Here is a 20,439-nt window from a genome sequence, read left to right on the forward strand (position 1 = left end):
GGTTAACGGGGCGCTCAGATCAAGATCAAAATCAAGAGCGCGACGGCGGCCTGCCGGCCGGCCTGAAGCTGGAGCGGTGTGTAGGGCCCCCCATGTAGGAGCTGGCTTGCCAGCGAAGGCGTCGGCCCAGGCGATGCATGTCTCACAGGCCTCTTCGCCGGCAAGCCGGCTCCTACGGATGGCGCGTAACACGCGCTTGGCTTTTGCTTTTGATTTTGATCTTCAGGCCCCTTCCCAGCCGGCCGAGCGTAGGCGTTGCGTAGGGGGCAGCTCGGCAGGGATGCCGAGCTAGCCGCCACCCGGCCATGGATGGCCGGGTGGCGGCGGCCCCCGGAGCAATGCCGAAGCGAGGGAACCCCGAGCCCCAGCGAGGGGCCCATGGAGGGGCAAGCGTTTTTGCTTACTTTTTTGGCGTTTGAAAAAAGTGAGTCGCCGTAAGGGCGAAACCCTAAGTGGCCATAACCGCAGCAACGGATATGTACCCCACCCCCAAGCCATCAAGACGAACCCGCCAGCCGCCACACCCGCAGCAACCACTATGCCCCCCGATCCAAATCCCCCCACATGCTAATGTTCCCCCTCTGCCCAGAAGCTGCGAGCCCCCATGTCTTTCGTGATCCGAACCCACCCCCGCTTGACCATCGGCGTACTGATCGGCTGTGCCATCGGCCTCCTCGCCCCCGCGCAAACCCTGACCGGCAAGATCCTCATCGGCTGGAACGCCGCGGTCTGGACCTACCTGGCGCTGATGTTCTGGCTGACCGTGCGGGCCCAGGCCGAGGACGTGAAACGCATCGCCGAAGTCGAGGACGAAAACGCCGGGCTGGTGCTGTTGATCGTCTGCGTCGCCGCCGTCGCCAGTCTGGTGACCATTACCCTGGAACTGGTGGGCAGCAAGGATCTGGATACCACTCAGCGCCTGCTGCATTACGGCTTCACCGGGCTCACGGTGATCGGTTCCTGGTTGCTGGTGGGGGTGATCTTCAGCGTGCATTACGCCCGCCTTTACTACACCTGGAACGGTAAGGAGCCGGCCCTGCGCTTCGCCGAGGAACTGACTACGCCGAACTATTGGGACTTCCTCTACTTCTCCTTCACCATCGGCGTGGCGGTACAGACTTCGGACGTCGGCGTGGCCACCCGCGAGCTGCGCAAGATCGTCCTCGCCCAATCGTTGATCGGCTTTGTGTTCAACACTGCGATCCTCGGCTTTTCCATCAATATCGCCGCCGGGCTGTTCAGCTGAAGCTGCACAAAACTTCTAGACCCAAGCCCTGGCACAGGCGCTAACTGCCAGGGTTGAACCTCGCTTTTCAGGTAGCCCATGACCGCCGACAACTGGATCGATCTGGCCCAGGACGCCGACACCGGCATCGAGACCCTGCGCGCCCATTTCACTGGCCACGCCTATGACCCTCACTGGCATGACAGCTATCTGGTGGGCGTCACCGAGCAAGGGGTGCAGCAGTTCAATTGCCGTCGGGCCCAGCACCAGAGCACACCGGGCAAGGTGTTCCTGCTGGAGCCCGGGGAAATTCACGATGGCGAGGCGCCCACCGCGGGCGGTTTCACCTATCGCATGCTGTACCTGGACCCACAGTGGCTGGAGCGGGAACTGGGGGCGCTGTTTGCCGAGGCGCCGGCCAATACCCAGCTGGGCTTCGGCACGACCCTGGCCAGTGACCCGCGCCTGGCCCAGGCCACCAGCGCCGCCTTTCACAGCCTGCATCACGGTGAACTGCGGATTGTCCGCCAGAGCGCCCTGGACCAGTTGCTCGAACAATTGACCGGGCACCTGCATTGGCGCCAGCGCTATGGCCAGGACCCGCGCCTGCCGCTGGTGGCGCAACGGGCCCGGGACTACTTGCATGCCCAGCTGTGCCAGGACTTGAGCATGGACGCTCTGAGCCGGGCCTGTGGAGTTGACCGTTTTCGCTTGAGCCGCGCCTTCAAGGCGGCTTTCGGCTTGCCGCCCCACGCCTATCTGGTGCAACTGCGCCTGAGCCGGGCCCGGCGCCTGCTGGCTGGCGGCGCAGCCCCGGCGGACGTGGCCACGGCCCTGGGTTTTGCCGACCAGAGTCATCTGGGGCGCTGGTTCATGCGTGCCTATGGCCTGAGTCCGGCGCTGTACCGCAAGCGCTGCACAAAGCTTCCAGACGCTTGACGGGCCGACGGCGAAGATCACCTTCTCGATCTTCTCTGGAGTTGCCGGCCATGCCCCCTTCCATCTCGACCCTGCTGCCGTTCGTGCTGTTCGCCTTTGTCGCCTCCATCACCCCGGGGCCCACCAATATCCTGGTGTTGAGCAACAGCGCCCGCTATGGCCTGCGGGCCGCGCCGCCGATCATCCTCGGTGCCACCTTGGCCGCGGCGGGTATCGTGCTCCTGGTCGGCAGTGGCTTGGGTGACTGGCTGGGGCGCCTGCCCGAAGTCCGGCAGAGCATGCAGTGGGCCGGTCTGTTGTGGCTGAGCTGCCTGGCCTGGCAGATCTGGCGGGCACCGGCTACGAACCTGGACGCCAATGGCCACGGCCGGCGCCTGGGGCTGCTGGGGGCCGCGGCCTTGCAACTGGTGAACCCCAAGACCTGGATGATGGCCCTGGCGGTGGTCAGTGTGTTCGCCGGCAATGGCGCCGAGCGCCAGGCCCGGGTGCTGTGCCTGTCTCTGGTGTTCTTCTTCGTCGCCCTGCCCTGCCTCGGCACCTGGGCCCTGCTGGGTGCCGGCTCCGCCCGTTGGTTAGGGTCGCCCAGGGCGCTGCAACGCTTCAACCGCGCCATGGCCCTGCTGTTGCTGATCGCTACCTGGATGAGCCTGTGGGCGTGAGCGCGCCCAGGCAGTCGTCACCGTGCAAAAGCCAGTCGCCGCAGAGCGTTTCCCGGACCGTTGGCGCCACGTAAGGTGGCCAGCAGCAGCGACTTGGACTGTTTCCAGGCGCTGTACCTGCCCGGGCCCGAACAAAGGTCGCCCTACGCCCGGCCGCTGCTGGCAGAGGACCTCAGTAACCTACCGGCGGCCTTTATCGTCCTGGCACAGTTCGACCCTTTGCGCGATGACGGCCAGTGCTATCACCAGCGCCTGTTGCACGCCGGCGTCACCAGCCAGCTGTACCCGGGCCTGGGCCTGGTGCACGGCTGCTTGCGGGCCAGAGGGCTGGTGGCGGAAGTCGATGAGCTGTATGACGCCCTGCTGCAGGCCCTGCGCCCATGCCTTGAGCAACCCTGAGCCCCTACCGTTGGTCAGCCACCTTCAGCGCTGATGCAGATTTATCGATGTTTCGCCCTTGACGACAGAATGGGTTTTGCGGTTTCCTGAAACCGGTTTCAGCGCCGCACTCGGAAGGACTGCAAACCGATAATTCCAAGAATAAGGTCGTCGCCCGTGAATCAGTTTTCCGCCGCCCAGCGCAGCCGCGTCACCATGCTCGATGTTGCCCGTCATGCCGGGGTCTCCAAGGCCAGCGTGTCGCGCTTTATCGGCGAAGACCGGGCCCTGCTCTCCGATGCCATTGCCTTGCGCATCGAGCAGGCCATCAGCGCGCTGGGCTACCGCCCGAACCAGATGGCCCGCGGCCTGAAACGCGGGCGCACACGCCTGATCGGCATGCTGGTGGCCGATATCCGCAACCCCTACTCGATTGCCGTGATGCACGGCGTGGAAACCGCCTGCCGCCAGCACGGCTATAGCCTGGTGGTGTGCAACACCGACCGTGACGATCAGCAGGAAGCCCAGCACCTGGCCAACCTGCGGGCCTACAACATCGAAGGCCTGATCGTGAACACCCTGGGTCACCACCTGGAGCTGTTGCTGGAGTTGCAGCAGGAAATGCCCATGGTCCTGGTGGACCGCAAGCTTGAATCACTGCACGCCGATCTGGTGGGCCTGGACAACCCGGCGGCGGTGCACAGCGCCGTCGAGCACCTGGAACAACAGGGTTATCGCGACCTGCTGCTGGTCAGCGAACCCCATGACGGCACCAGCTCACGGCTCGAACGCAGCGCCGCCTTCCAGGACGAGGTCGCCCGGCGCCCGGCCTTGCGCGGCCAGTCACTGGAGACCGGCGAGACCCTGGCCCGCCATCTGAAAGACTTTCTCGACGCTCCCGGCCCCGGCCCCAAGGCGCTGTTCTGCGCCAATGGCGTGGCGGCCCTGGCGGCGACCCGGGTCCTGCGTGAACTCCAATGCCCGTTATTCGACGGCATCGGCCTGATCGCCCTCGACGACCTGGACTGGTACCCCCTGGTGGGCAGCGGCATCAGTGCCCTGGCCCAACCCACCGAGGCCATAGGCACCGCCGCTTTCGAATGCCTGCTCAAGCGCCTACGAGGCGATACCGGCCCGGCGCGGATACTGGACTTTGCGGCGCAACTGATGATTCGCGGCTCCACCCGAAAACACTCTGTGTAGTCCTGGGAACCCCTGCATTGCAGCGCGTCCCGGGTTTTCTCGAATAAAAATGAAACCGGTTTCAGAGGTCTGAAGCATGCATCAATCTCCCGTCTCCATCAGTCTGTCCAGCTACGGCGCGGATCTGGTCCGCCGGCACGGCCAGGGCCATTTCATTGCCCTGGTGGCCGCCGCCGGCGCTTCGTGCATCGAATGGCGCGAAGAACTGCTGACCCACGAGAAACCCGAGGAGCTGGCCCGCAGCGCCCGGGAACAGGGCCTGGAAAGCGTGTTTTCCTCGCCGCTGGAGCTGTGGCCGGCCGAGCACAGCGAACCCAATCCCGAACTGTCCGCCACCCTGCAGCGGGCCCGGGCGTTCGGCGCCAAGCGGCTCAAAGTGTCCCTCGGCCACTTCACCGAACATCACGACCTGCACAGCCTGGCCAGCCTGCTCTCAGGCCAGCCCCTCGCCCTGCTGGTGGAAAACGACCAGACCGCCCATGGCGGGCGCATCGAGCCCTTCCAGCGTTTTTTCAACGCCGTGCAAGGGTGGAACCTGCCCCTGCGCATGACCTTCGATATCGGCAACTGGGAGTGGCAAGAGCAGTCGGCGCTGACGGCCGCGCACTTGTTGGGCCGGCATGTGGACTACGTGCACTGCAAGGCAGTGCGCCTGCGGGTCGACGGCAAGCGTGTAGCCCTACCGCCCGGCGCCCCACAGTTGCAGCAGTGGGAACAACTGCTGCGGCACATGACTCAAGGTATTACCCGGGCAGTGGAATACCCCCTGCAAGGCGACGACCTGTTGCAAGTAACCACCGAGCAGGTCGACCTGCTGGCCCGCCTCGGCCAGTCGCGACTGGAGCCAGCCGATGTCTGAGATCGATATTCTGTCCTTCGGGGAAACCATGGCCATGTTCGTCGCCGAGCACAGCGGCGACTTGGCCCGGGTCGAGCACTTTCACAAGCGCATTGCCGGTGCCGACAGCAACGTGGCCATCGGCCTGTCGCGCCTGGGTTTCAAGGTGGCCTGGCTGAGCCGGGTCGGCAACGACTCCCTCGGGCGTTTCGTGCTCGACACCTTGCAGGCCGAAGGCCTGGACTGCCGCTTCGTGCGCCGCGACCCGCTGCACCCCACGGGCTTTCAGCTCAAGTCCCGCGAGGAAACCGGCGACGATCCACGGGTCGAGTACTTCCGCCGTGGCTCGGCCGCCAGCCACCTGAGCCTCGACGATCTGGCTCCGGCCCTGCTCCAGGCCCGCCATCTGCATGCCACCGGCATTCCCCCGGCGCTGTCGGAGTCGGCCCGGGAGCTGTCCGGCCACCTGATGCAGACCCAGCGCGCCAGCGGCCGCAGCGTGTCTTTCGACCCCAATCTGCGTCCCGGCCTGTGGGCCAGCGAGGCTCTGATGATTCGCGAGATCAACCGCCTGGCGGCCCTGGCCCACTGGGTGCTGCCGGGCTTGAGCGAGGGGCGCCTGCTCACCGGGCGGGACGACCCGGCGGACATCGCCGCCTTCTACCTGGACCAGGGCGCCGAAGCGGTGGTGATCAAGCTCGGTGCCCATGGCGCCTACTACCGCACCCATCTGGATGCCGGCTTCGTCGACGGCGTACCGGTGGCCCAGGTGGTGGACACCGTAGGTGCCGGCGATGCCTTCGCCGTGGGCCTGATCAGTGCCCTGCTGGAAAGCCGCAGCGTGATCGAGGCGGTACAGCGGGCCAACTGGGTCGGCAGCCGCGCCGTACAAAGCCGTGGCGACATGGAAGGCCTGCCCTTGCGCCACGAACTGCCGGAGCACACGCCCGCCCTGAAAACCGCCAGCGCCCTGTAGGAGCTGGCTTGCCAGCGAAGTTGCCCGCCAGGGCGATACAAGGCTAAAGGGCCTCTTCGCCGGCAAGCCGGCTGCTACGGAAAACGAAAACCAAGAACCACCTGTTGCGACAAAAACAACAAGCTCAGGAGAACTTTCATGGACACGCTCAAACTCGCCGCCCGCCGCTGGTGGTACATCATGCCCATCGTCTTCATCACCTACAGCCTGGCCTACCTGGACCGCGCCAACTACGGCTTCGCCGCCGCCTCGGGGATGGCCAATGACTTGCAGATCACCCCGGGGCTGTCATCGCTGCTGGGGGCGCTGTTCTTCCTCGGCTACTTCTTCTTCCAGGTGCCGGGGGCGATCTACGCGCAAAAACGCAGCGTGAAGAAACTGATCTTCGTCAGCCTGATTCTCTGGGGCGGGCTGGCCACCCTCACCGGCATCGTGTCCAACGCCTACATGCTGATCGCCATCCGCTTCATGCTCGGGGTGGTGGAAGCCGCGGTGATGCCGGCGATGCTGGTGTACCTGTGCCACTGGTTCACCCGCGCCGAACGCTCCCGGGCCAACACTTTCCTGATCCTCGGCAACCCGGTGACCATGCTCTGGATGTCGGTGGTCTCGGGCTACCTGGTGGAGCATTTCAGCTGGCGCTGGATGTTCATCATCGAAGGCTTGCCGGCGGTGATCTGGGCCTTTATCTGGTGGCGCCTGGCCGATGACCGGCCCAGCCAGGCCCAGTGGCTCAGCGACCAGGAGAAGCAGGACCTGGAAAGCGCCCTGGCCGCCGAACAGCAGGGCATCAAGGCGGTGAAGAACTATGCCGAGGCCTTCCGCTCGCCCAAGGTGATCATTCTCGCGCTGCAGTTCTTCTGCTGGAGCATCGGGGTCTACGGTTTCGTCCTGTGGCTGCCATCGATCCTCAAGCACGGCGCGCAAATGGACATGGTGGAGGCCGGCTGGCTCTCGGCCCTGCCCTATCTGGCGGCAGTGATTGCCATGCTCCTGGTGTCCTGGGGCTCGGACCGCACCCAGAAGCGCAAGCGCTTCGTCTGGCCGCCACTGCTGGTGGCCGCCATCGCCTTCTACGGCTCCTACCTGCTGGGCGCCGAGCACTTCTGGTGGTCCTACAGCCTGCTGGTGATCGCCGGGGCCTGCATGTACGCGCCTTACGGCCCGTTCTTCGCCATCGTCCCGGAAATTCTCCCGGCCAACGTCGCCGGCGGCGCCATGGCCCTGATCAACAGCATGGGCGCCCTGGGCTCGTTCGGCGGCTCCTACCTGGTGGGCTACCTGAACAGCGCCACCGGCTCGCCGGGGATGTCCTACCTGCTGATGAGCGGCGCCCTGCTGCTCTCGGTGCTGCTGACCCTGCTGCTCAACCCCGGTGCCAGTGCCCCCCAGGCCAAGGGCCTGCCCCTGCGTCGCCGTCTGGCCCACCCCTGAATTGCCACCGAGACCCTCATGAAAAAACACCTGGTGCTGTACAAGAAACTCTCGCCGTCGCTGATGGCCCGCCTGCAGGAACAGACCGAGGTCACCCTGATCGAAGACCTGGGGCCCAGCGGCCTCAAGGCCCTGCGCCAGGCCCTGCCCAGCGCCGATGGCCTGCTGGGGGCGAGCCTGCGCCTGGACGCCGACCTGCTGGACCTGGCGCCGCGCCTGCAAGCGGTGGCCAGTGTCTCGGTGGGGGTCGACAACTACGACATCGACTACCTGACCCAACGGGGGATTTTGCTCAGCAACACCCCGGACGTGCTCACCGAAACCACCGCCGACACCGGTTTCGCCCTGATCCTGGCCACCGCCCGGCGTGTGGTGGAGCTGGCCAATATGGTTCGCGCCGGGCAATGGAACCGCAACATCGGCCCACTGCATTTCGGCAGCGACGTGCACGGCAAGACCCTGGGCATCATCGGCATGGGCCGCATTGGCGAGGCGCTGGCCCAGCGTGGGCATTTCGGCTTCGGCATGCCGCTGATCTACCACAGCAACAGCCCCAAGCCCGCGGTGGAGCAACGTTTCAATGCCCGCTACCGGAGCCTGGAGCAACTGCTGCAAGAAGCCGACTTCGTCTGCCTGACCTTGCCCTTGACCGAGAAGACCCAAGGACTGATTGGCCGTCGGGAGCTGGCGTTGATGCGCCCGGAGAGCATTTTCATCAATATTTCCCGGGGCAAGGTGGTGGACGAAGCAGCCTTGATCGAAGCCTTGCAGGAGCGACGGATACGGGGCGCCGGGCTGGACGTGTTCGAACGCGAACCGCTGGATCACCGTTCACCGCTGCTGCAGTTGCCCCATGTGGTGGCCACTCCGCACATCGGTTCGGCCACCCACGAAACCCGCGAAGCCATGGCCCGCTGCGCGGTGGACAACCTGCTGGCGGCCCTGTCGGGACAGCGCCCGCCCAATCTGGTGAACACCGCCGCGTGGACCACCAAGACACGGCAGGCCGGATAACGGCTTGACAACAACACAGCGCCCCCTTGTAGAAGCTGGCGTGCCAGCGAAGGCGCCCGCCAGAGCACCACAAGGCCCAAGGCCCTCTTCGCCGGCAAGCGCAACGCCGCCCGACAGGCGCCTACGGGTGGCGGGTTGGGGGGCGGCGTTCGAGGAGTTCGCCGGTGCAGCGGGCAATGCGCCGGCAGGCCTCGGCCAGGCGTTCGCAATCCAGCACCAGGCCTATGCGAATGTGGCCTGCCGCGCTGGGACCAAAGGCCTCTCCGGCCAGTACCGAAACCCCGTAGCCCTCCAACAGGCAGTCGGCAAAGGCCTGGGCGTCCAGCCCGGTGCAGCGTATATCCACCATGACGAACATGCCGCCATCCGGGCAGATCGGGGTCAGCCCCGGACACTGGCCCAGCAGCGTGCACACCAGGTCCCGACGCCGACGGTACTCGTCGCGCATCTGCGCCAGCTCCGGCAGGTCGCGGTCCAGGGCCACCACCGCGGCGTTCTGCACAAAGTCCGGCAGGCCATACAGCATGCACAGGGCCAGATTGCTCAGGTGCCCGACCAGGGCCGGCGGGGCAATCACCCAACCCACCCGCCAGCCACTCATGGCATGGGACTTGGACAGGCTGTTAATGGTGGCCGTACGCTCACCCATGCGCGGCAGACTGCCGGGGCTCAAGTGCTGGCCCTCGTACAGCAGGTCGCAATAGACCTCATCGGAAATCAGCCACAAGTCATGCGCAAAGCACAGCCGCGCCAGGGCTTGCCAGTCGTCGAGGGACAGGCTCGCGCCTGATGGGTTGTTCGGGCTGTTGAGCAACATCGCCCGGGTGCGCGGAGTGATCCGCGCCGCCATCTCCCGCGGGTCGACGCGAAACCCCTGCTCGGCCCGCACCGGCACCGGCACGATGCGCGCCCCGCAGGCACCGAATACGCCTTCGTAGGTGACATACATGGGCTCGGCCACCAGCACCTCGTCCCCGGGATTGAGCAGGCACTGGGCCACGGAAAACACCGCACATTGGGCGCCCGGCAAAACCACCACATGCTCGGCGTCGACAATCTGCCCGCTGCGCTGATGATGGCGACGGGCAATGCAGCTGCGCAGGGCCAGGTTGCCGCGCACGTCCGAATAGTGGGTATCACCGGCCAGCAAGCTGTCGATTGCTGCCTGGACCACGGGCTTGGGGGTATCGAAATCCGGGTCGCCGATGGTCAGCAACAACACATCCCGCCCCTGCTCGCGCAGGGCCAGGGCCCGGTAGTGGATGTTCCAGGCTGCGGAACCTTCTCCGACAATCCGTTGGGTCAGGGCTGAGTAGCGCATCGTTTTCTCCATGAAAGATGCTTCAGCCAAAACCCTAGGTGCTGGCGGGGCACTCGTCGAGCGCCCCGCCCCACCGTTCGCGCCCTTAGACCACGAAGCGCGCCACCATGGCGTTGAGATCCACCGCCAGACGCGACAGTTCATGGCTGGCTGAACTGGTCTGGTTGGCCCCGGCCGCCGACTGGATCGCCAGGTCGCGGATGTTCACCAGGTTGCGGTCCACCTCGCGGGACACCTGGGCCTGCTCTTCCGAGGCACTGGCGATCACCAGGTTGCGTTCGTTGATCTGGTTGATGGACTCGGCGATCTGCTCCAGGGACACGCCAGCGGCGCGGGCCAGTTCCAGGGTGCTCTGGGTCCGCTGATTGCTCTGCTGCATGGACTCCACCGCTTCGCCGGTGCCGTTCTGGATACCGGCCACCATCTTCTCGATTTCCTGGGTCGACTGGGCGGTGCGATGGGCCAGGGCCCGAACCTCATCGGCCACCACGGCAAAGCCGCGCCCGGCCTCACCGGCACGGGCCGCTTCGATGGCGGCGTTGAGCGCCAGCAGGTTGGTCTGTTCGGCGATGGCGCGAATCACGTCCAGCACCTTGCCAATGTCCCGGCCCTGAGTCGCCAGGCCTTCGATCATCACCGAGGTGTTTTGCACGTCGTGGGCCATGGTCTGGATCGCCTCGACGGTCTGCACCACGCGGTCGCGGCCTTCACGGGCGGCCTGGGTCGACTGCTGGGAAGCCTCGGAGGTGGACACCGCGTTGCGTGCCACCTCTTCCACCGCCGCGGTCATTTCGTTGACTGCGGTGGCGGCCTGTTCAATCTCGGTGTTCTGCTGCTGTACGCCGCGAGAGGCCTCCTCGGTCACCGCGCTGAGTTCCTCCGAAGCCGAAGCCAGCTGAGTCGCCGAGCCGGCGATCTGCTCGATGGTGCGGCGCAGGCTGGCCTGCATTTCCGCCAGGGCGCGCAACAGGCGCGCCGGTTCGTCCTTGCCGTCGACCTCGATGGCCTGGCGCAGGTTGCCGCCGGCGATCACCTCGGCGGCGTTGAGGGCCTTGTTCAGGGGGGTGACGATGCTGCGGGTCAACAACAGCGCCAGCACGATGGTCAGCAACGCGGCCAGCAGCGCGACGATGACGATCCCGGCAATGGCACTGTTGTAGTGCTCGCCGGCCGCCTTGGAGGCACTCTTGGCGTCCGCGGCATTGATCGCGATGAGCTTGTTCAACTGCTCACCCATCTGGTCGGTGCCGTCCTTGATCCGGGTGTTGATCAGGGTGCGCAGCTCTTCCAGCTTGTCCTGGCGCGACAGTTCGAGCATCTCCTTCTGCGCCTGCAGGTAGTTGTCCAGGGTCGCGCTGAAGGTCTTGTACAGCGCCACTTCTTCCGGACCCGCCGGCAACGCCGCGTAGCTGGCCTGGGCCTGCTTGGCCTTGTCCACCAGCACGCCGATGCGGGTCTGGGCTTCGGCAAGGCCGGCCGGTTCGCGGTTCACCAGCACGCGAAATGACAGAATCCGCAGGCGCAGGACGTTCTCGGTCAGGTTGCCGAGGTAACCGACGCTGGGCAGCTGATTGCTTTCCATCTCCAGGGACGCGTCGCGGATGATCGACATGCGGTTCACCGCAAACACGCCCAGCACCATGACCAGCAAGGCAATGAAGGCAAAACCGAGGAAAGCACGCGGGGCGATATTCAGGTTACGCAAGGACATAGGGCGAGTCTCGAAGGAGAACGGGGCGGCGAGCATCCATGCCCTTGATCCGCCGACGCATCAGGACTGCATCGACGTGGGACACCATAGAAACAGTGTCCATGGGCCTATCAGAGATATCGGCCGAACTTGAGCTTTCATCTGGCTGATTGGCAAAAATATTTCGAAATGTGACCCCTGTTTCAGGACTGATACAGCACAACGCGAAGTGAATCGATAAAGCAGTGATTCGCTGCTCCGGGACAGTGCGCTGTATCCCGCCCGAGAGCACCAACGCGCCCTATGAAAAGTGCAATTCATTCGCCGTAAAAGCCATTTTTTCAGCGCCCGCCCCTGCCCATCATGGTCCCAGTCAATAAAAACAACGCCGAGACTGGATATGAAACCCGAAGACTTTCGTGCCGCAACCAACCGTCCGCTGACCGGTGCCGAATACCTGGCCAGCCTGCGCGACGACCGTGAAATCTACATTTATGGCGACCGGGTCAAGGACGTCACCACCCACCCGGCTTTCCGCAACTCGGCGGCCTCCATGGCCCGTCTGTACGACGCCCTGCACGACCCGGCCACCAAGGAGCAACTGTGCTGGGACACCGACACCGGCAACGGCGGCTACACCCACAAGTTCTTCCGCTCGGCGAAAAGCCCCGATGAACTGCGCCAGCAGCGCGATGCCATCGCCGACTGGTCGCGCCTGACCTATGGCTGGATGGGCCGCAGCCCCGACTACAAGGCCGCCTTCGGCAGTGCCCTGGGGGCCAATCCGGAGTTCTACGGGCGCTTCGCAGACAACGCCCGCACCTGGTACAAGCGCATCCAGGAAGCCTGCCTCTACCTCAATCACGCCATCGTCAATCCGCCCATCGATCGCGACAAACCAGTGGATCAGGTCAAGGACGTGTTCATCTCGGTGGACGAGGAAGTCGAGGGCGGGATCATTGTCAGCGGCGCCAAGGTGGTGGCCACCAACTCGGCCCTGACCCACTACAACTTCGTCGGCCAGGGCTCGGCCCAGCTGTTGGGAGACAACACCGACTTCGCCCTGATGTTCATCGCGCCGATGAACACCCGGGGCATGAAGCTGATCTGCCGCCCCTCCTACGAATTGCAGGCCGGCATGACCGGCTCGCCCTTCGACTACCCGCTGTCCAGCCGCTTCGACGAGAACGACGCGATCCTGATCATGGACAAGGTGTTCATCCCCTGGGAGAACGTGCTGATCTACCGTGACTTCGAGCGCTGCCGCCAGTGGTTCCCGCAAGGTGGTTTTGGCCGGCTGTTCCCGATGCAGGGCTGCACCCGGCTGGCGGTGAAGCTCGATTTCATCACCGGGTTGCTGGTCAAGGCCCTGCAATGCACCGGCTCCCTGGAGTTTCGCGGGGTCCAGGCCCAGGTCGGCGAAGTGGTGGCCTGGCGCAACCTGTTCTGGTCCCTCACCGACGCCATGCATGGCAACGCCAGCGAATGGATGAACGGCGTCTACCTGCCCAGCACCCAGGCGCTGCAGGCCTACCGGGTCCTGGCGCCCCAGGCCTACACCGACATCAAGAAAATCATCGAGCAAGTGGTGGCCAGCGGCCTGATCTACCTGCCGTCCGGCTCCCGCGATCTCAAGGACCCGGTGCTCAACCAGTACCTCGGCACCTACTGCCGCGGCTCCGGCGGCATGGGCCACGAGGAGCGGATCAAGATTCTCAAATTGCTCTGGGACGCCATCGGCACCGAATTCGGCGGCCGCCACGAGCTGTACGAGATCAACTACGCCGGCAGCCAGGACGAGATCCGCATGCAGTGCCTGCGCCACGCCCAGGCCAGCGGCTCGATGAAGGCCATGACCGACTTGGTGGACAAGTGCCTGGGTGACTACGACCTCGACGGCTGGACCGTTGCGCACCTGACCAACCCCGACGACATCAACATGCTGGACCGCATCCGCCAGTAACCGCTGGCGTCTGCTAGGAGCTGGCTTGCCAGCGAAGGCGACCGCCAGAGCGGCACAAGGCTCAAGGCCCTCTTCGCCGGCAAGCCGGCTCCTACAGGAAAGGCCAATGTCCACCTGTCGTCGTAGGAGCGGGCTTGCCAGCGAAGGCGACCGCCAGAGCGGCGCAAGGCTCAAGACTCTCTTCGCCGGCAAGCTGGCTCCTGCAGCGCAATGCCCTGCGTCCATGAGGAATTCGTTATGTCTGTACTCGATCCCAAGCAACTCGCCTTCCGCAACGCCATGGCCCACATGACCGCTGCGGTCAACGTCATCACCAGCAACGGACCCGCCGGCCGTTGCGGCATCACCGCCACCGCGGTCTGCTCGGTCACCGACAGCCCGCCGACCCTGATGGTCTGCGTCAACCGCAACAGCGCCCTGAACCCGGTGTTCAAGGGCAACGGCCATTTGTGCATCAACGTCCTCAGCGGCGAACACGAGGAAGTGGCCCGGCACTTCGCCGGCATGACCGGGGTGGCCATGGACCAGCGCTTCGGCCTGCACCCCTGGCGCGACGGCCTGCAGGCCCTGCCGGTGCTGGACGGCGCCCTGGCCAGCCTCCAGGGACGCATCACCGAGGTCCAGGAAATCGGCACCCACTCGGTGATGCTGGTGGAACTGGATGAAATCAGCGTGCGCGAGCAAGGCGACTCGCTGGTGTATTTCAGCCGTTGCTTCCATCGCCTGCAGCGCCCTGGCCAGGCTGCCTGAACAGCTCCCAGCCCTGGCTAGGATTCAAGGAGGTCCGGCTGATGCAGGCCGAAGCACACGCCCTGGGGATCGTGGCACTGGCAGAACCGGCCGAAACCGGGTTCGTGGGGACTGATGTCACCGGCCTGCCCCCCCAGAGCCCGGACCCGGGACACGCTGTCGGCCATGTCGCTGACCCGGAAATACACGACCATGCGCGACTGCGGATCGTCGCCATGGACGCCGACCCGGATCGAGGGCGCCTGCAACCAGGCATCCTCCGTTGCACCTAACCGCTGCGGCGACCAGTCGAACAGGCGCTGGAAAAAAACCAGCGACTGCGAAGCGTCGGCAACCCCGATTTCCACATGAGAAAGACTTCCTGGCATACATCCTCCACGTTCACAGAGACAGAGCCGTCACTGTCCGCTGCAAAGGCTCGGCGGGTCTTGAATAAAACTGACCGGGCCACTCAATTCTCCCGGCCTTCGAGCAACGATGCCGGTTTGCCAGGAATATCGGCCCAGCCGCCTCGGGCATAGGCTCCCGGGGAGCAGCCGGCGAATGCCTGGAACTCCCGGGTGAAGTGGCTCTGGTCGCTGTAGCCGCACAGCACCGCAACCTGCACCAGCTCCAGCGCCGGTAGCGATTCCAGCAACTGCTGGGCGCGAGCAAAACGAATATGCCGGGCGCAGGCCTTGGGCCCTTGTCCCAGATGGGCCTTGAAGCGACTGGCGAAATGCCGTCCGCTGCAGCCGGCCTGCCGACTCAGATCAGCGATCGAGGTACCGCCAGCGCTTCGCTGCAGTTCCTCCCAGGCCCGGCGCAGCATCTCGGGCACCTCACGGCGCGAGTTGTGCAAACGCTCGGCAAGAAAGGTTTCGACCCGCTGCAATCGACTCGTCCAGCAAGGGCTTTCTTCCAGTGCCTCGACCAACAAGCCAACCGACGTGCCCCACAGTTCCCGCAGATCCAGCCAAGGGCTGGCAAGCACTTGGCCATCGCCCTGAAACAGGCGATACGCGGCCCAGGGTGGTAGCTCCACCTCGATGCATGAATGCACACCGCGCTGCTCGACGAGCATCGGAGCTGCCGGGCGGCTCACCACGAACGCCTGACACCGCTCCTCGCGCCCATTGGCGGCAAGCCCGTAGGGGCACGCCAGCCCGATGACCAGCTTGACCTGTGGCTGCGCGACCTCAAGTCGCCGCACGGTGCCCGGCAGCGTCTCGCTGAAGCCATACAAGCGACCGCCCCAGGGCCGCAGCCTGACGGCATCAAACCCTGTGACGCAGTGCGAAACAGAGAAAGGCTGCATTGGCATCGAACTCACTCCCCATAGTGATCATGGTTTACCAGCTGAAGCATAAGCGACCCGCGCCGCCGGGCCATGGGCCACCTCCTGCATCTGTAGGATGGCGGTGGCCGGCCAAGCCATCGATACTCGCACCAGGCCCTGCCCACGTCCCCCCGGCGTAACGGTCCTCAACCACTTCCGTGACGAAAACAATAACAACGTCGCACAGAGGTACAGCCCCATGAACCGACCCGATCATGCTCCGGCCAGCCTGTTGCAGGCCTTCAGCGAGCTGACCCTGGAACTGCAGCAACTGGCGCAGAACAAGGACATCGAAAACCTTCACCAGCATGCCCTGGCGCGCATCAGCAAACTCTTGCCCTTCGACAGTGCCTGGTGGGGCCGCGCCGCACTGATCGACGGCTTGCCGGATGAACACAGCTGCTACCTGTACCGCCTGCCACCAAGCTACCTGCCGGACTGGCAATCGATCCGCCACACCGATGTCACCGTCAGCCGGGTCCACGAGGTGCCGGGACGGGCGGTGATCGTCAACATGGCCGATCCGCACAGCGGCCCTGGCCTCAACTGGCTGAGCCGGCTCTATAACATCGGCGAACTGCTGTGCGTGGTGCACATCGATCCCCATACCCAACTGAGCAACCACCTGGCCCTGTACCGTGCCCCTGGCGCCCCGGCTTTCACCCTGGACGACTGCCATGTGCTGAACAACCTGATGCTGCACCTGGTGGCAGCGGTATCGGCCAATCAGATCCGCACCCTGGTGGCCATGCGCGAGAAGCTCACCCGCCCGCGCAACCTGGCCCTGGCCGTGTGCGACCGGCGCGGTGTGCTGCAATGCGCCGAGCGCGGTTTTGTCGATCTGCTGCTCCATGAATGGCCGCAGTGGAACGGTCCGCAACTGCCCATGGCGCTGGACAGCAACGGCTTCGAAGGCAAACGCCTGCAGATCGACTGCTCGGCCGTGGGCGACCTGTACCTGCTGGCCGCCCGCAGCCGCAGCCTCCTGCCCAAACTCAGCCCCCGGGAAAATGCCGTCGCCCAGTGCTTCGGCGACGGCAAGACCTACAAGGAAGTGGCCCGGGACCTGGGTATGTCGCCCAACACCGTGCGCCATCACATTCGCGCCATCTACAGCAAGCTCGGGGTCAAGGACAAGGCGCGCATCGCCCAGTTGCTTCACGCCCCGCCCGACTGACCCCGGCCCCTGACCAGCGCTGATTTGCGCCGTCGCATTTGACGGCCACGGGCTGCCTTTGCCCTTTTTTTGCCCCACTGCCGTGTGCCGGCGAGCCCCTCGCCGAACAACAACGCCAACAAGAGACGCACCGCCCATGACAAGGCTCATTACCCGTACCACCCTGGCCGTGGCTGGCGCCCTGGCCAGCCTGTCGCTCAACGCCGCGGACCTCAACGCCCGGGACTTCTTCGCCGCCCCCGTGGGTACCAGCCTGGGGGTGCTGTACCTGCCGGCCACCCGCGCCGGCGACTTTCACGGCCCGGCCGACAGCACCGGCAAGGCCGAGCTGCGAGTCAATGCCATGGCCTACCGCCAGGTGTTCTTCAGCGACCTGTGCGGCACCCTTTGCACCCCCCAGTTCATCGTGCCCTTCGCCGACATCAACGCTCGCTTGCCCGGCGCCGAACGCCATACCGGGGAAAGCGGCTTCGGCGATCCCCAGGTGGGGGGCACGCTGTTTTTCATCAACCAGCCGCAAACCCGCACCTACAGCGGCCTGTTGACCCTGATCACGCTGCCGGTGGGCGAGTACCACAGCCGCAACCCGGACGTCTCCCCGGGAGCCAATCGCTGGGGCGCGACCTTTGTCTACAACTACACCCAGGGCCTGGGGGAGAAATGGGTGCTGGAGGCCAACCTCGAAGCCCAGTTGTACGGCACCAACGACGACTATTTCGGCAGTGACCTGAAGCAGGACCCGCTCTATCGCCTGCAAGCCTTCGCTTCCTACGACTTCACCCCCAGCACCTACGGCGCCCTGCGCCTGATCCACGCCGATGGCGGTGAACTGCGGATCAACGACCGGCGCATCGACGACACCCACAAGCGCTACACCCAGGTCGGCTTCGAGCTCGGGCACTGGCTGGACAAGCGCAACCAGCTGATGTTCAGCCTGTCGCAGAACGTCGCCACCGATAACGGCTTTGCCGGCACCGACGCCCTGCTGCGCCTGGTCCACGTGTTCTGAATCCCTTGCCTTTGGAGCCTGTCCATGAACACCCAGAACCCTGTTTTGAGCCCCACCGCGCCGGCCACCCGCCAACCCCTGGGGCTGCTGGCAGCCATAGTGCTGTTCGCCGCCATCACTCCCGCCGTGCTGCTGATGGCCCCGGCCATCGCCGCCCAACTGGCCAGCCAGTGGCACTTGAGCCCCGCACAGATCGGCGACCTGTTCTCCGCCGAACTGGGCGCCATGAGCCTGGCCACGCTGCCGGCCATCTGGTGGCTGAAACACATCGACTGGCGCCGCGCCGCCCTGTGCAGCGCCGTGCTGTTCATCTGCGCCAACCTGCTGTCGATGCTGGCCCATGACTATTCGCTGCTGCTGATGGCGCGCATTGGTAGTGCCCTGGCCGGCGGCTCGCTGATGATCATCTGCCTGGCCAGCGCTGCCGCCAGCCCCAGCCCCAGCCGTGCCTACGGCTTCTGGGTGATGGGCCAGCTGGTGCTGGGCGCGGTCGGCCTGAGCCTGCTGCCGATGCTCTTCGAACGCTTCGGCCTGGGGGCCTGCTACCTGATCCTGGCGCTGCTGATGACCCTGTGCCTGCCCCTGGCCCGTTGCTTTCCAGCAGGCGCTGCGCGCCCGGCCGTCGACGCCCCGCAAGCCCCGGCGATCTCCTGGCTCAAGGCGAGCCTGGGTATTCTCGGCATCCTCACCTTCTACATCAGCCTCAGCGGCGTCTGGACCTTCATCGGCTCCATCGGCAGCCAGTCCGGCCTCTCGGCGCAGACCAACGGCGACATCCTGGCCATTGCCACCTTGATGGGCATAGTCGGCGCCTTGTGCGCCACCCTGTTCGGCGACCGCTTGCCCCGCAGAGCTCTGCTCCTGCTGGGCTACGGCCTGATGGCCGGCTCGGTGCTGCTGCTTCTGGGGCAGCCGCAGCTGGCGCGCTTCGCGCTGGCGGCGCTGGTGTTCAAGTTCACCTGGACCTTCATCCTGCCGCTGATCCTCGCACGCATGGCAGAGATGGATCGCAGCGGCCGGTTGATGAACGCCTCCAATCTGGTGATCAGCGCCGGCCTGGCCATAGGCCCGACCCTCGCCGGACGCCTGATCGAAAGCAGCGGCGGCTTCCAGGGCCTGTTGCTGGGGGGCGCCGTCATCACCCTGCTGTCCCTGGCCCTGGTACTCAGCTGCCGGCCCGCCCTCCAGGCCCCTTCCCATCCCCAAGGGCGATGACTGCCACCGGGCAGCGCCAGCGCGTCCTTGAACAACACTTTCCTTGAAAAATGGATATCACCATGACCTGTAGAACCGCTTTTTTCTTCGATGAACTCTGCCTGTGGCACAGCGGCGGCCCCCACGTCCTGACGCTCCCGGTAGGCGGCTGGGTCCAGCCGCCGTCTGCCGCCGGGCACGCCGAATCACCGGAAACCAAGCGCCGGCTGAAAAGCCTGATGGATGTCTCCGGCCTGACCCGACAGTTGCACCTGCGCAGTGCCCCAGCAGCCACCGAAGACGACCTGCTGCGGGTCCACAGTGCCGCCTACCTGCAACGTTTCAAGGCCTTGAGCGATGCCGGTGGTGGTCACCTCGGTGACGAGGCGCCGGTGGGCCCCGGCAGTTATGAAATCGCCAAGCTGTCCGCCGGGCTGGCCATGGCCGCCGTGGACGCCGTGCTCAGCGGCGAAGCCGATAACGCCTATTCCCTGTCCCGTCCACCGGGACACCACTGCACCCGCGACCAGGCCATGGGTTTCTGCTTCCTGGCCAACATCGCCATTGCCATCGAGGCCGCCAAGGCCCGTCATGGACTGGGCAAGGTCGCGGTCATCGACTGGGACGTGCACCACGGCAACGGCACCCAGTCGATCTACGAGGAACGGGCCGACGTACTGACCCTGTCCCTGCACCAGGACGGCTGCTTTCCAGCGGGTTACGGCGGTGAACAGGACCGTGGCCGCGGCGCCGGGCTGGGCTGCAACATCAACGTCCCGCTGTTGCCCGGTGGTGGTCATGACGCCTACCTGTACGCCATGCAGCGCATCGTGATACCGGCCCTGGAACGCTTCGAACCCGAGCTGATCATCGTCGCCTGCGGCTATGACGCCAACGCCGTGGACCCATTGGCGCGGATGCTGCTGCACAGCGACTCCTTCCGCGAGATGACCCAGTGCCTGCGGGACGCCGCCGAACGCCTGTGCGGGGGGCGCCTGGTGCTGGTGCATGAAGGCGGCTACTCCGAGGCCTATGTGCCCTTCTGTGGGCTGGCCACCCTGGAGGCGCTGTCGGGCGTGCGCACCGCGGTCAAAGACCCGATGCTGGCCTTCGTGCATCTGCAGCAACCCAAGGAAGCCTTCATGACCTTCCAGCGCCAGTTGCTGGACCGCCAGGCCGAGGCCATAGAGGCCGCCGGTCGCTAAATTCCCTTTGCAGTGGTGGCCGATGATCACCGGTCGCCAACTGTCCGGCAGCGCCCGTCGCCGGACAGTCAGCCTCACGGGCCGTTTCGGCCTCTTCGCCGGCAAGCCGGCTCCTACGATCGTGCTGTAGGGGCCGACTGGCCGGC

At 65.3% G+C, this 20,439-nt stretch carries 18 protein-coding genes and 2 pseudogenes; 15 read left to right on the forward strand and 5 right to left on the reverse strand.

Going from position 1 to position 20,439, the window contains the following annotated elements; translation table 11 throughout:
• The first annotated feature begins 604 nt into the window (after window positions 1-604).
• The 9 genes and pseudogenes from ACSSVC_RS20930 to ACSSVC_RS20970 all read left to right on the forward strand — a co-directional run bounded on the left by ACSSVC_RS20930 (window position 605) and on the right by ACSSVC_RS20970 (window position 8,666).
• Window positions 605-1,246, forward strand: a complete 642-nt coding sequence (locus ACSSVC_RS20930) for a DUF1345 domain-containing protein (RefSeq protein WP_346635386.1) — start codon at window positions 605-607, stop codon at window positions 1,244-1,246.
• Window positions 1,247-1,324: 78 nt separating this feature from the next.
• Window positions 1,325-2,164 (forward strand): AraC family transcriptional regulator, encoded by an 840-nt coding sequence (locus ACSSVC_RS20935; RefSeq protein ID WP_492611310.1) that lies wholly within the window; start codon window positions 1,325-1,327, stop codon window positions 2,162-2,164.
• Between the two features lie 50 nt (window positions 2,165-2,214).
• Complete coding sequence (locus tag ACSSVC_RS20940; RefSeq protein WP_404940032.1) at window positions 2,215-2,823, forward strand: LysE family translocator; 609 nt, start codon at window positions 2,215-2,217, stop codon at window positions 2,821-2,823.
• Between the two features lie 33 nt (window positions 2,824-2,856).
• Window positions 2,857-3,222 (forward strand): annotated as a pseudogene (locus ACSSVC_RS20945) (alpha/beta hydrolase fold domain-containing protein); the annotation flags it as partial.
• Window positions 3,223-3,378: 156 nt separating this feature from the next.
• The gene (locus ACSSVC_RS20950; RefSeq protein ID WP_492611311.1) at window positions 3,379-4,404 is read left to right on the forward strand and encodes a LacI family DNA-binding transcriptional regulator; all 1,026 of its coding nucleotides are present in this window, start codon (window positions 3,379-3,381) and stop codon (window positions 4,402-4,404) included.
• Between the two features lie 76 nt (window positions 4,405-4,480).
• Window positions 4,481-5,263: a sugar phosphate isomerase/epimerase family protein gene (locus ACSSVC_RS20955; protein WP_346635390.1), complete on the forward strand. Its 783-nt coding sequence runs from the start codon at window positions 4,481-4,483 to the stop codon at window positions 5,261-5,263.
• The gene (locus ACSSVC_RS20960) at window positions 5,256-6,218 is read left to right on the forward strand and encodes a sugar kinase (RefSeq protein ID WP_346635391.1); all 963 of its coding nucleotides are present in this window, start codon (window positions 5,256-5,258) and stop codon (window positions 6,216-6,218) included. Before ACSSVC_RS20955 ends, ACSSVC_RS20960 begins: the two co-directional genes overlap by 8 nt.
• Window positions 6,219-6,356: 138 nt before the next feature.
• The gene (locus tag ACSSVC_RS20965; protein WP_492611312.1) at window positions 6,357-7,652 is read left to right on the forward strand and encodes an MFS transporter; all 1,296 of its coding nucleotides are present in this window, start codon (window positions 6,357-6,359) and stop codon (window positions 7,650-7,652) included.
• An 18-nt stretch (window positions 7,653-7,670) separates the two neighbouring features.
• A complete protein-coding gene (locus tag ACSSVC_RS20970; protein ID WP_346635393.1) occupies window positions 7,671-8,666 on the forward strand; it encodes a 2-hydroxyacid dehydrogenase in 996 nt (331 codons plus the stop codon).
• 121 nt (window positions 8,667-8,787) lie between these two features.
• On the opposite strand, the gene ACSSVC_RS20975 is transcribed toward ACSSVC_RS20970, so the two are convergent.
• The 3 genes and pseudogenes from ACSSVC_RS20975 to ACSSVC_RS20985 all read right to left on the reverse strand — a co-directional run.
• Entirely contained in the window at window positions 8,788-9,987 is a 1,200-nt protein-coding gene (locus tag ACSSVC_RS20975) for a pyridoxal phosphate-dependent aminotransferase (RefSeq protein ID WP_346635394.1), read from the reverse strand.
• Window positions 9,988-10,072: 85 nt separating this feature from the next.
• Window positions 10,073-10,621: a methyl-accepting chemotaxis protein gene (locus ACSSVC_RS20980; RefSeq protein ID WP_404940034.1), complete on the reverse strand. Its 549-nt coding sequence runs from the start codon at window positions 10,619-10,621 to the stop codon at window positions 10,073-10,075.
• Window positions 10,622-10,978: 357 nt separating this feature from the next.
• Window positions 10,979-11,734: pseudogene (locus tag ACSSVC_RS20985) on the reverse strand (MCP four helix bundle domain-containing protein); the annotation flags it as partial.
• 343 nt (window positions 11,735-12,077) lie between these two features.
• On the opposite strand from ACSSVC_RS20985, the gene hpaB reads away from it, so the two are divergent.
• Both hpaB and hpaC read left to right on the forward strand, forming a co-directional pair.
• Window positions 12,078-13,640, forward strand: a complete 1,563-nt coding sequence (gene hpaB / locus ACSSVC_RS20990; RefSeq protein WP_346635396.1) for a 4-hydroxyphenylacetate 3-monooxygenase, oxygenase component — start codon at window positions 12,078-12,080, stop codon at window positions 13,638-13,640.
• A 237-nt stretch (window positions 13,641-13,877) separates the two neighbouring features.
• Window positions 13,878-14,390 (forward strand): 4-hydroxyphenylacetate 3-monooxygenase, reductase component, encoded by a 513-nt coding sequence (gene hpaC / locus ACSSVC_RS20995; RefSeq protein WP_123725454.1) that lies wholly within the window; start codon window positions 13,878-13,880, stop codon window positions 14,388-14,390.
• Window positions 14,391-14,407: 17 nt separating this feature from the next.
• On the opposite strand, the gene ACSSVC_RS21000 is transcribed toward hpaC, so the two are convergent.
• Together ACSSVC_RS21000 and ACSSVC_RS21005 are read right to left on the reverse strand one after the other, a co-directional pair.
• Window positions 14,408-14,758, reverse strand: coding sequence for a VOC family protein (locus ACSSVC_RS21000; RefSeq protein WP_346635397.1), 351 nt, complete (start codon window positions 14,756-14,758; stop codon window positions 14,408-14,410).
• 83 nt (window positions 14,759-14,841) lie between these two features.
• Window positions 14,842-15,693: a helix-turn-helix domain-containing protein gene (locus ACSSVC_RS21005; RefSeq protein WP_492611313.1), complete on the reverse strand. Its 852-nt coding sequence runs from the start codon at window positions 15,691-15,693 to the stop codon at window positions 14,842-14,844.
• 214 nt (window positions 15,694-15,907) lie between these two features.
• Between ACSSVC_RS21005 and ACSSVC_RS21010 the strand changes: the two genes are divergently transcribed.
• The 4 genes from ACSSVC_RS21010 (at window position 15,908) to ACSSVC_RS21025 (ending at window position 20,293) form a co-directional block, all read left to right on the forward strand.
• Entirely contained in the window at window positions 15,908-16,885 is a 978-nt protein-coding gene (locus ACSSVC_RS21010) for a helix-turn-helix transcriptional regulator (RefSeq protein WP_346635399.1), read from the forward strand.
• Window positions 16,886-17,021: 136 nt separating this feature from the next.
• A complete protein-coding gene (locus ACSSVC_RS21015; RefSeq protein ID WP_404937011.1) occupies window positions 17,022-17,894 on the forward strand; it encodes a transporter in 873 nt (290 codons plus the stop codon).
• A gap of 24 nt (window positions 17,895-17,918) precedes the next feature.
• Window positions 17,919-19,109, forward strand: coding sequence for an MFS transporter (locus tag ACSSVC_RS21020; protein WP_404937012.1), 1,191 nt, complete (start codon window positions 17,919-17,921; stop codon window positions 19,107-19,109).
• A 62-nt stretch (window positions 19,110-19,171) separates the two neighbouring features.
• On the forward strand, window positions 19,172-20,293 hold the full coding sequence (locus tag ACSSVC_RS21025) for a class II histone deacetylase (RefSeq protein ID WP_346635402.1): 1,122 nt from the start codon (window positions 19,172-19,174) through the stop codon (window positions 20,291-20,293).
• Window positions 20,294-20,439 lie beyond the last annotated feature (146 nt).

The organism is Pseudomonas sp. E1BtOHC1 (assembly GCF_058744285.1).

Coding starts and splice junctions, on each gene's coding strand:
- hpaB (WP_346635396.1), top strand. CDS start 12,078: ATGAAACCCGAAGACTTTCGTGCCGCAACCAACCGTCCGCTGACCGGT.
- ACSSVC_RS20975 (WP_346635394.1), bottom strand. CDS start 9,987: ATGCGCTACTCAGCCCTGACCCAACGGATTGTCGGAGAAGGTTCCGCA.
- ACSSVC_RS20935 (WP_492611310.1), top strand. CDS start 1,325: ATGACCGCCGACAACTGGATCGATCTGGCCCAGGACGCCGACACCGGC.
- ACSSVC_RS20970 (WP_346635393.1), top strand. CDS start 7,671: ATGAAAAAACACCTGGTGCTGTACAAGAAACTCTCGCCGTCGCTGATG.
- ACSSVC_RS20955 (WP_346635390.1), top strand. CDS start 4,481: ATGCATCAATCTCCCGTCTCCATCAGTCTGTCCAGCTACGGCGCGGAT.
- ACSSVC_RS21005 (WP_492611313.1), bottom strand. CDS start 15,693: ATGCCAATGCAGCCTTTCTCTGTTTCGCACTGCGTCACAGGGTTTGAT.
- hpaC (WP_123725454.1), top strand. CDS start 13,878: ATGTCTGTACTCGATCCCAAGCAACTCGCCTTCCGCAACGCCATGGCC.
- ACSSVC_RS20930 (WP_346635386.1), top strand. CDS start 605: ATGTCTTTCGTGATCCGAACCCACCCCCGCTTGACCATCGGCGTACTG.
- ACSSVC_RS20980 (WP_404940034.1), bottom strand. CDS start 10,621: ATGATCGAAGGCCTGGCGACTCAGGGCCGGGACATTGGCAAGGTGCTG.
- ACSSVC_RS20940 (WP_404940032.1), top strand. CDS start 2,215: ATGCCCCCTTCCATCTCGACCCTGCTGCCGTTCGTGCTGTTCGCCTTT.
- ACSSVC_RS21010 (WP_346635399.1), top strand. CDS start 15,908: ATGAACCGACCCGATCATGCTCCGGCCAGCCTGTTGCAGGCCTTCAGC.
- ACSSVC_RS20960 (WP_346635391.1), top strand. CDS start 5,256: ATGTCTGAGATCGATATTCTGTCCTTCGGGGAAACCATGGCCATGTTC.
- ACSSVC_RS20965 (WP_492611312.1), top strand. CDS start 6,357: ATGGACACGCTCAAACTCGCCGCCCGCCGCTGGTGGTACATCATGCCC.
- ACSSVC_RS21025 (WP_346635402.1), top strand. CDS start 19,172: ATGACCTGTAGAACCGCTTTTTTCTTCGATGAACTCTGCCTGTGGCAC.
- ACSSVC_RS21000 (WP_346635397.1), bottom strand. CDS start 14,758: ATGCCAGGAAGTCTTTCTCATGTGGAAATCGGGGTTGCCGACGCTTCG.
- ACSSVC_RS21015 (WP_404937011.1), top strand. CDS start 17,022: ATGACAAGGCTCATTACCCGTACCACCCTGGCCGTGGCTGGCGCCCTG.
- ACSSVC_RS21020 (WP_404937012.1), top strand. CDS start 17,919: ATGAACACCCAGAACCCTGTTTTGAGCCCCACCGCGCCGGCCACCCGC.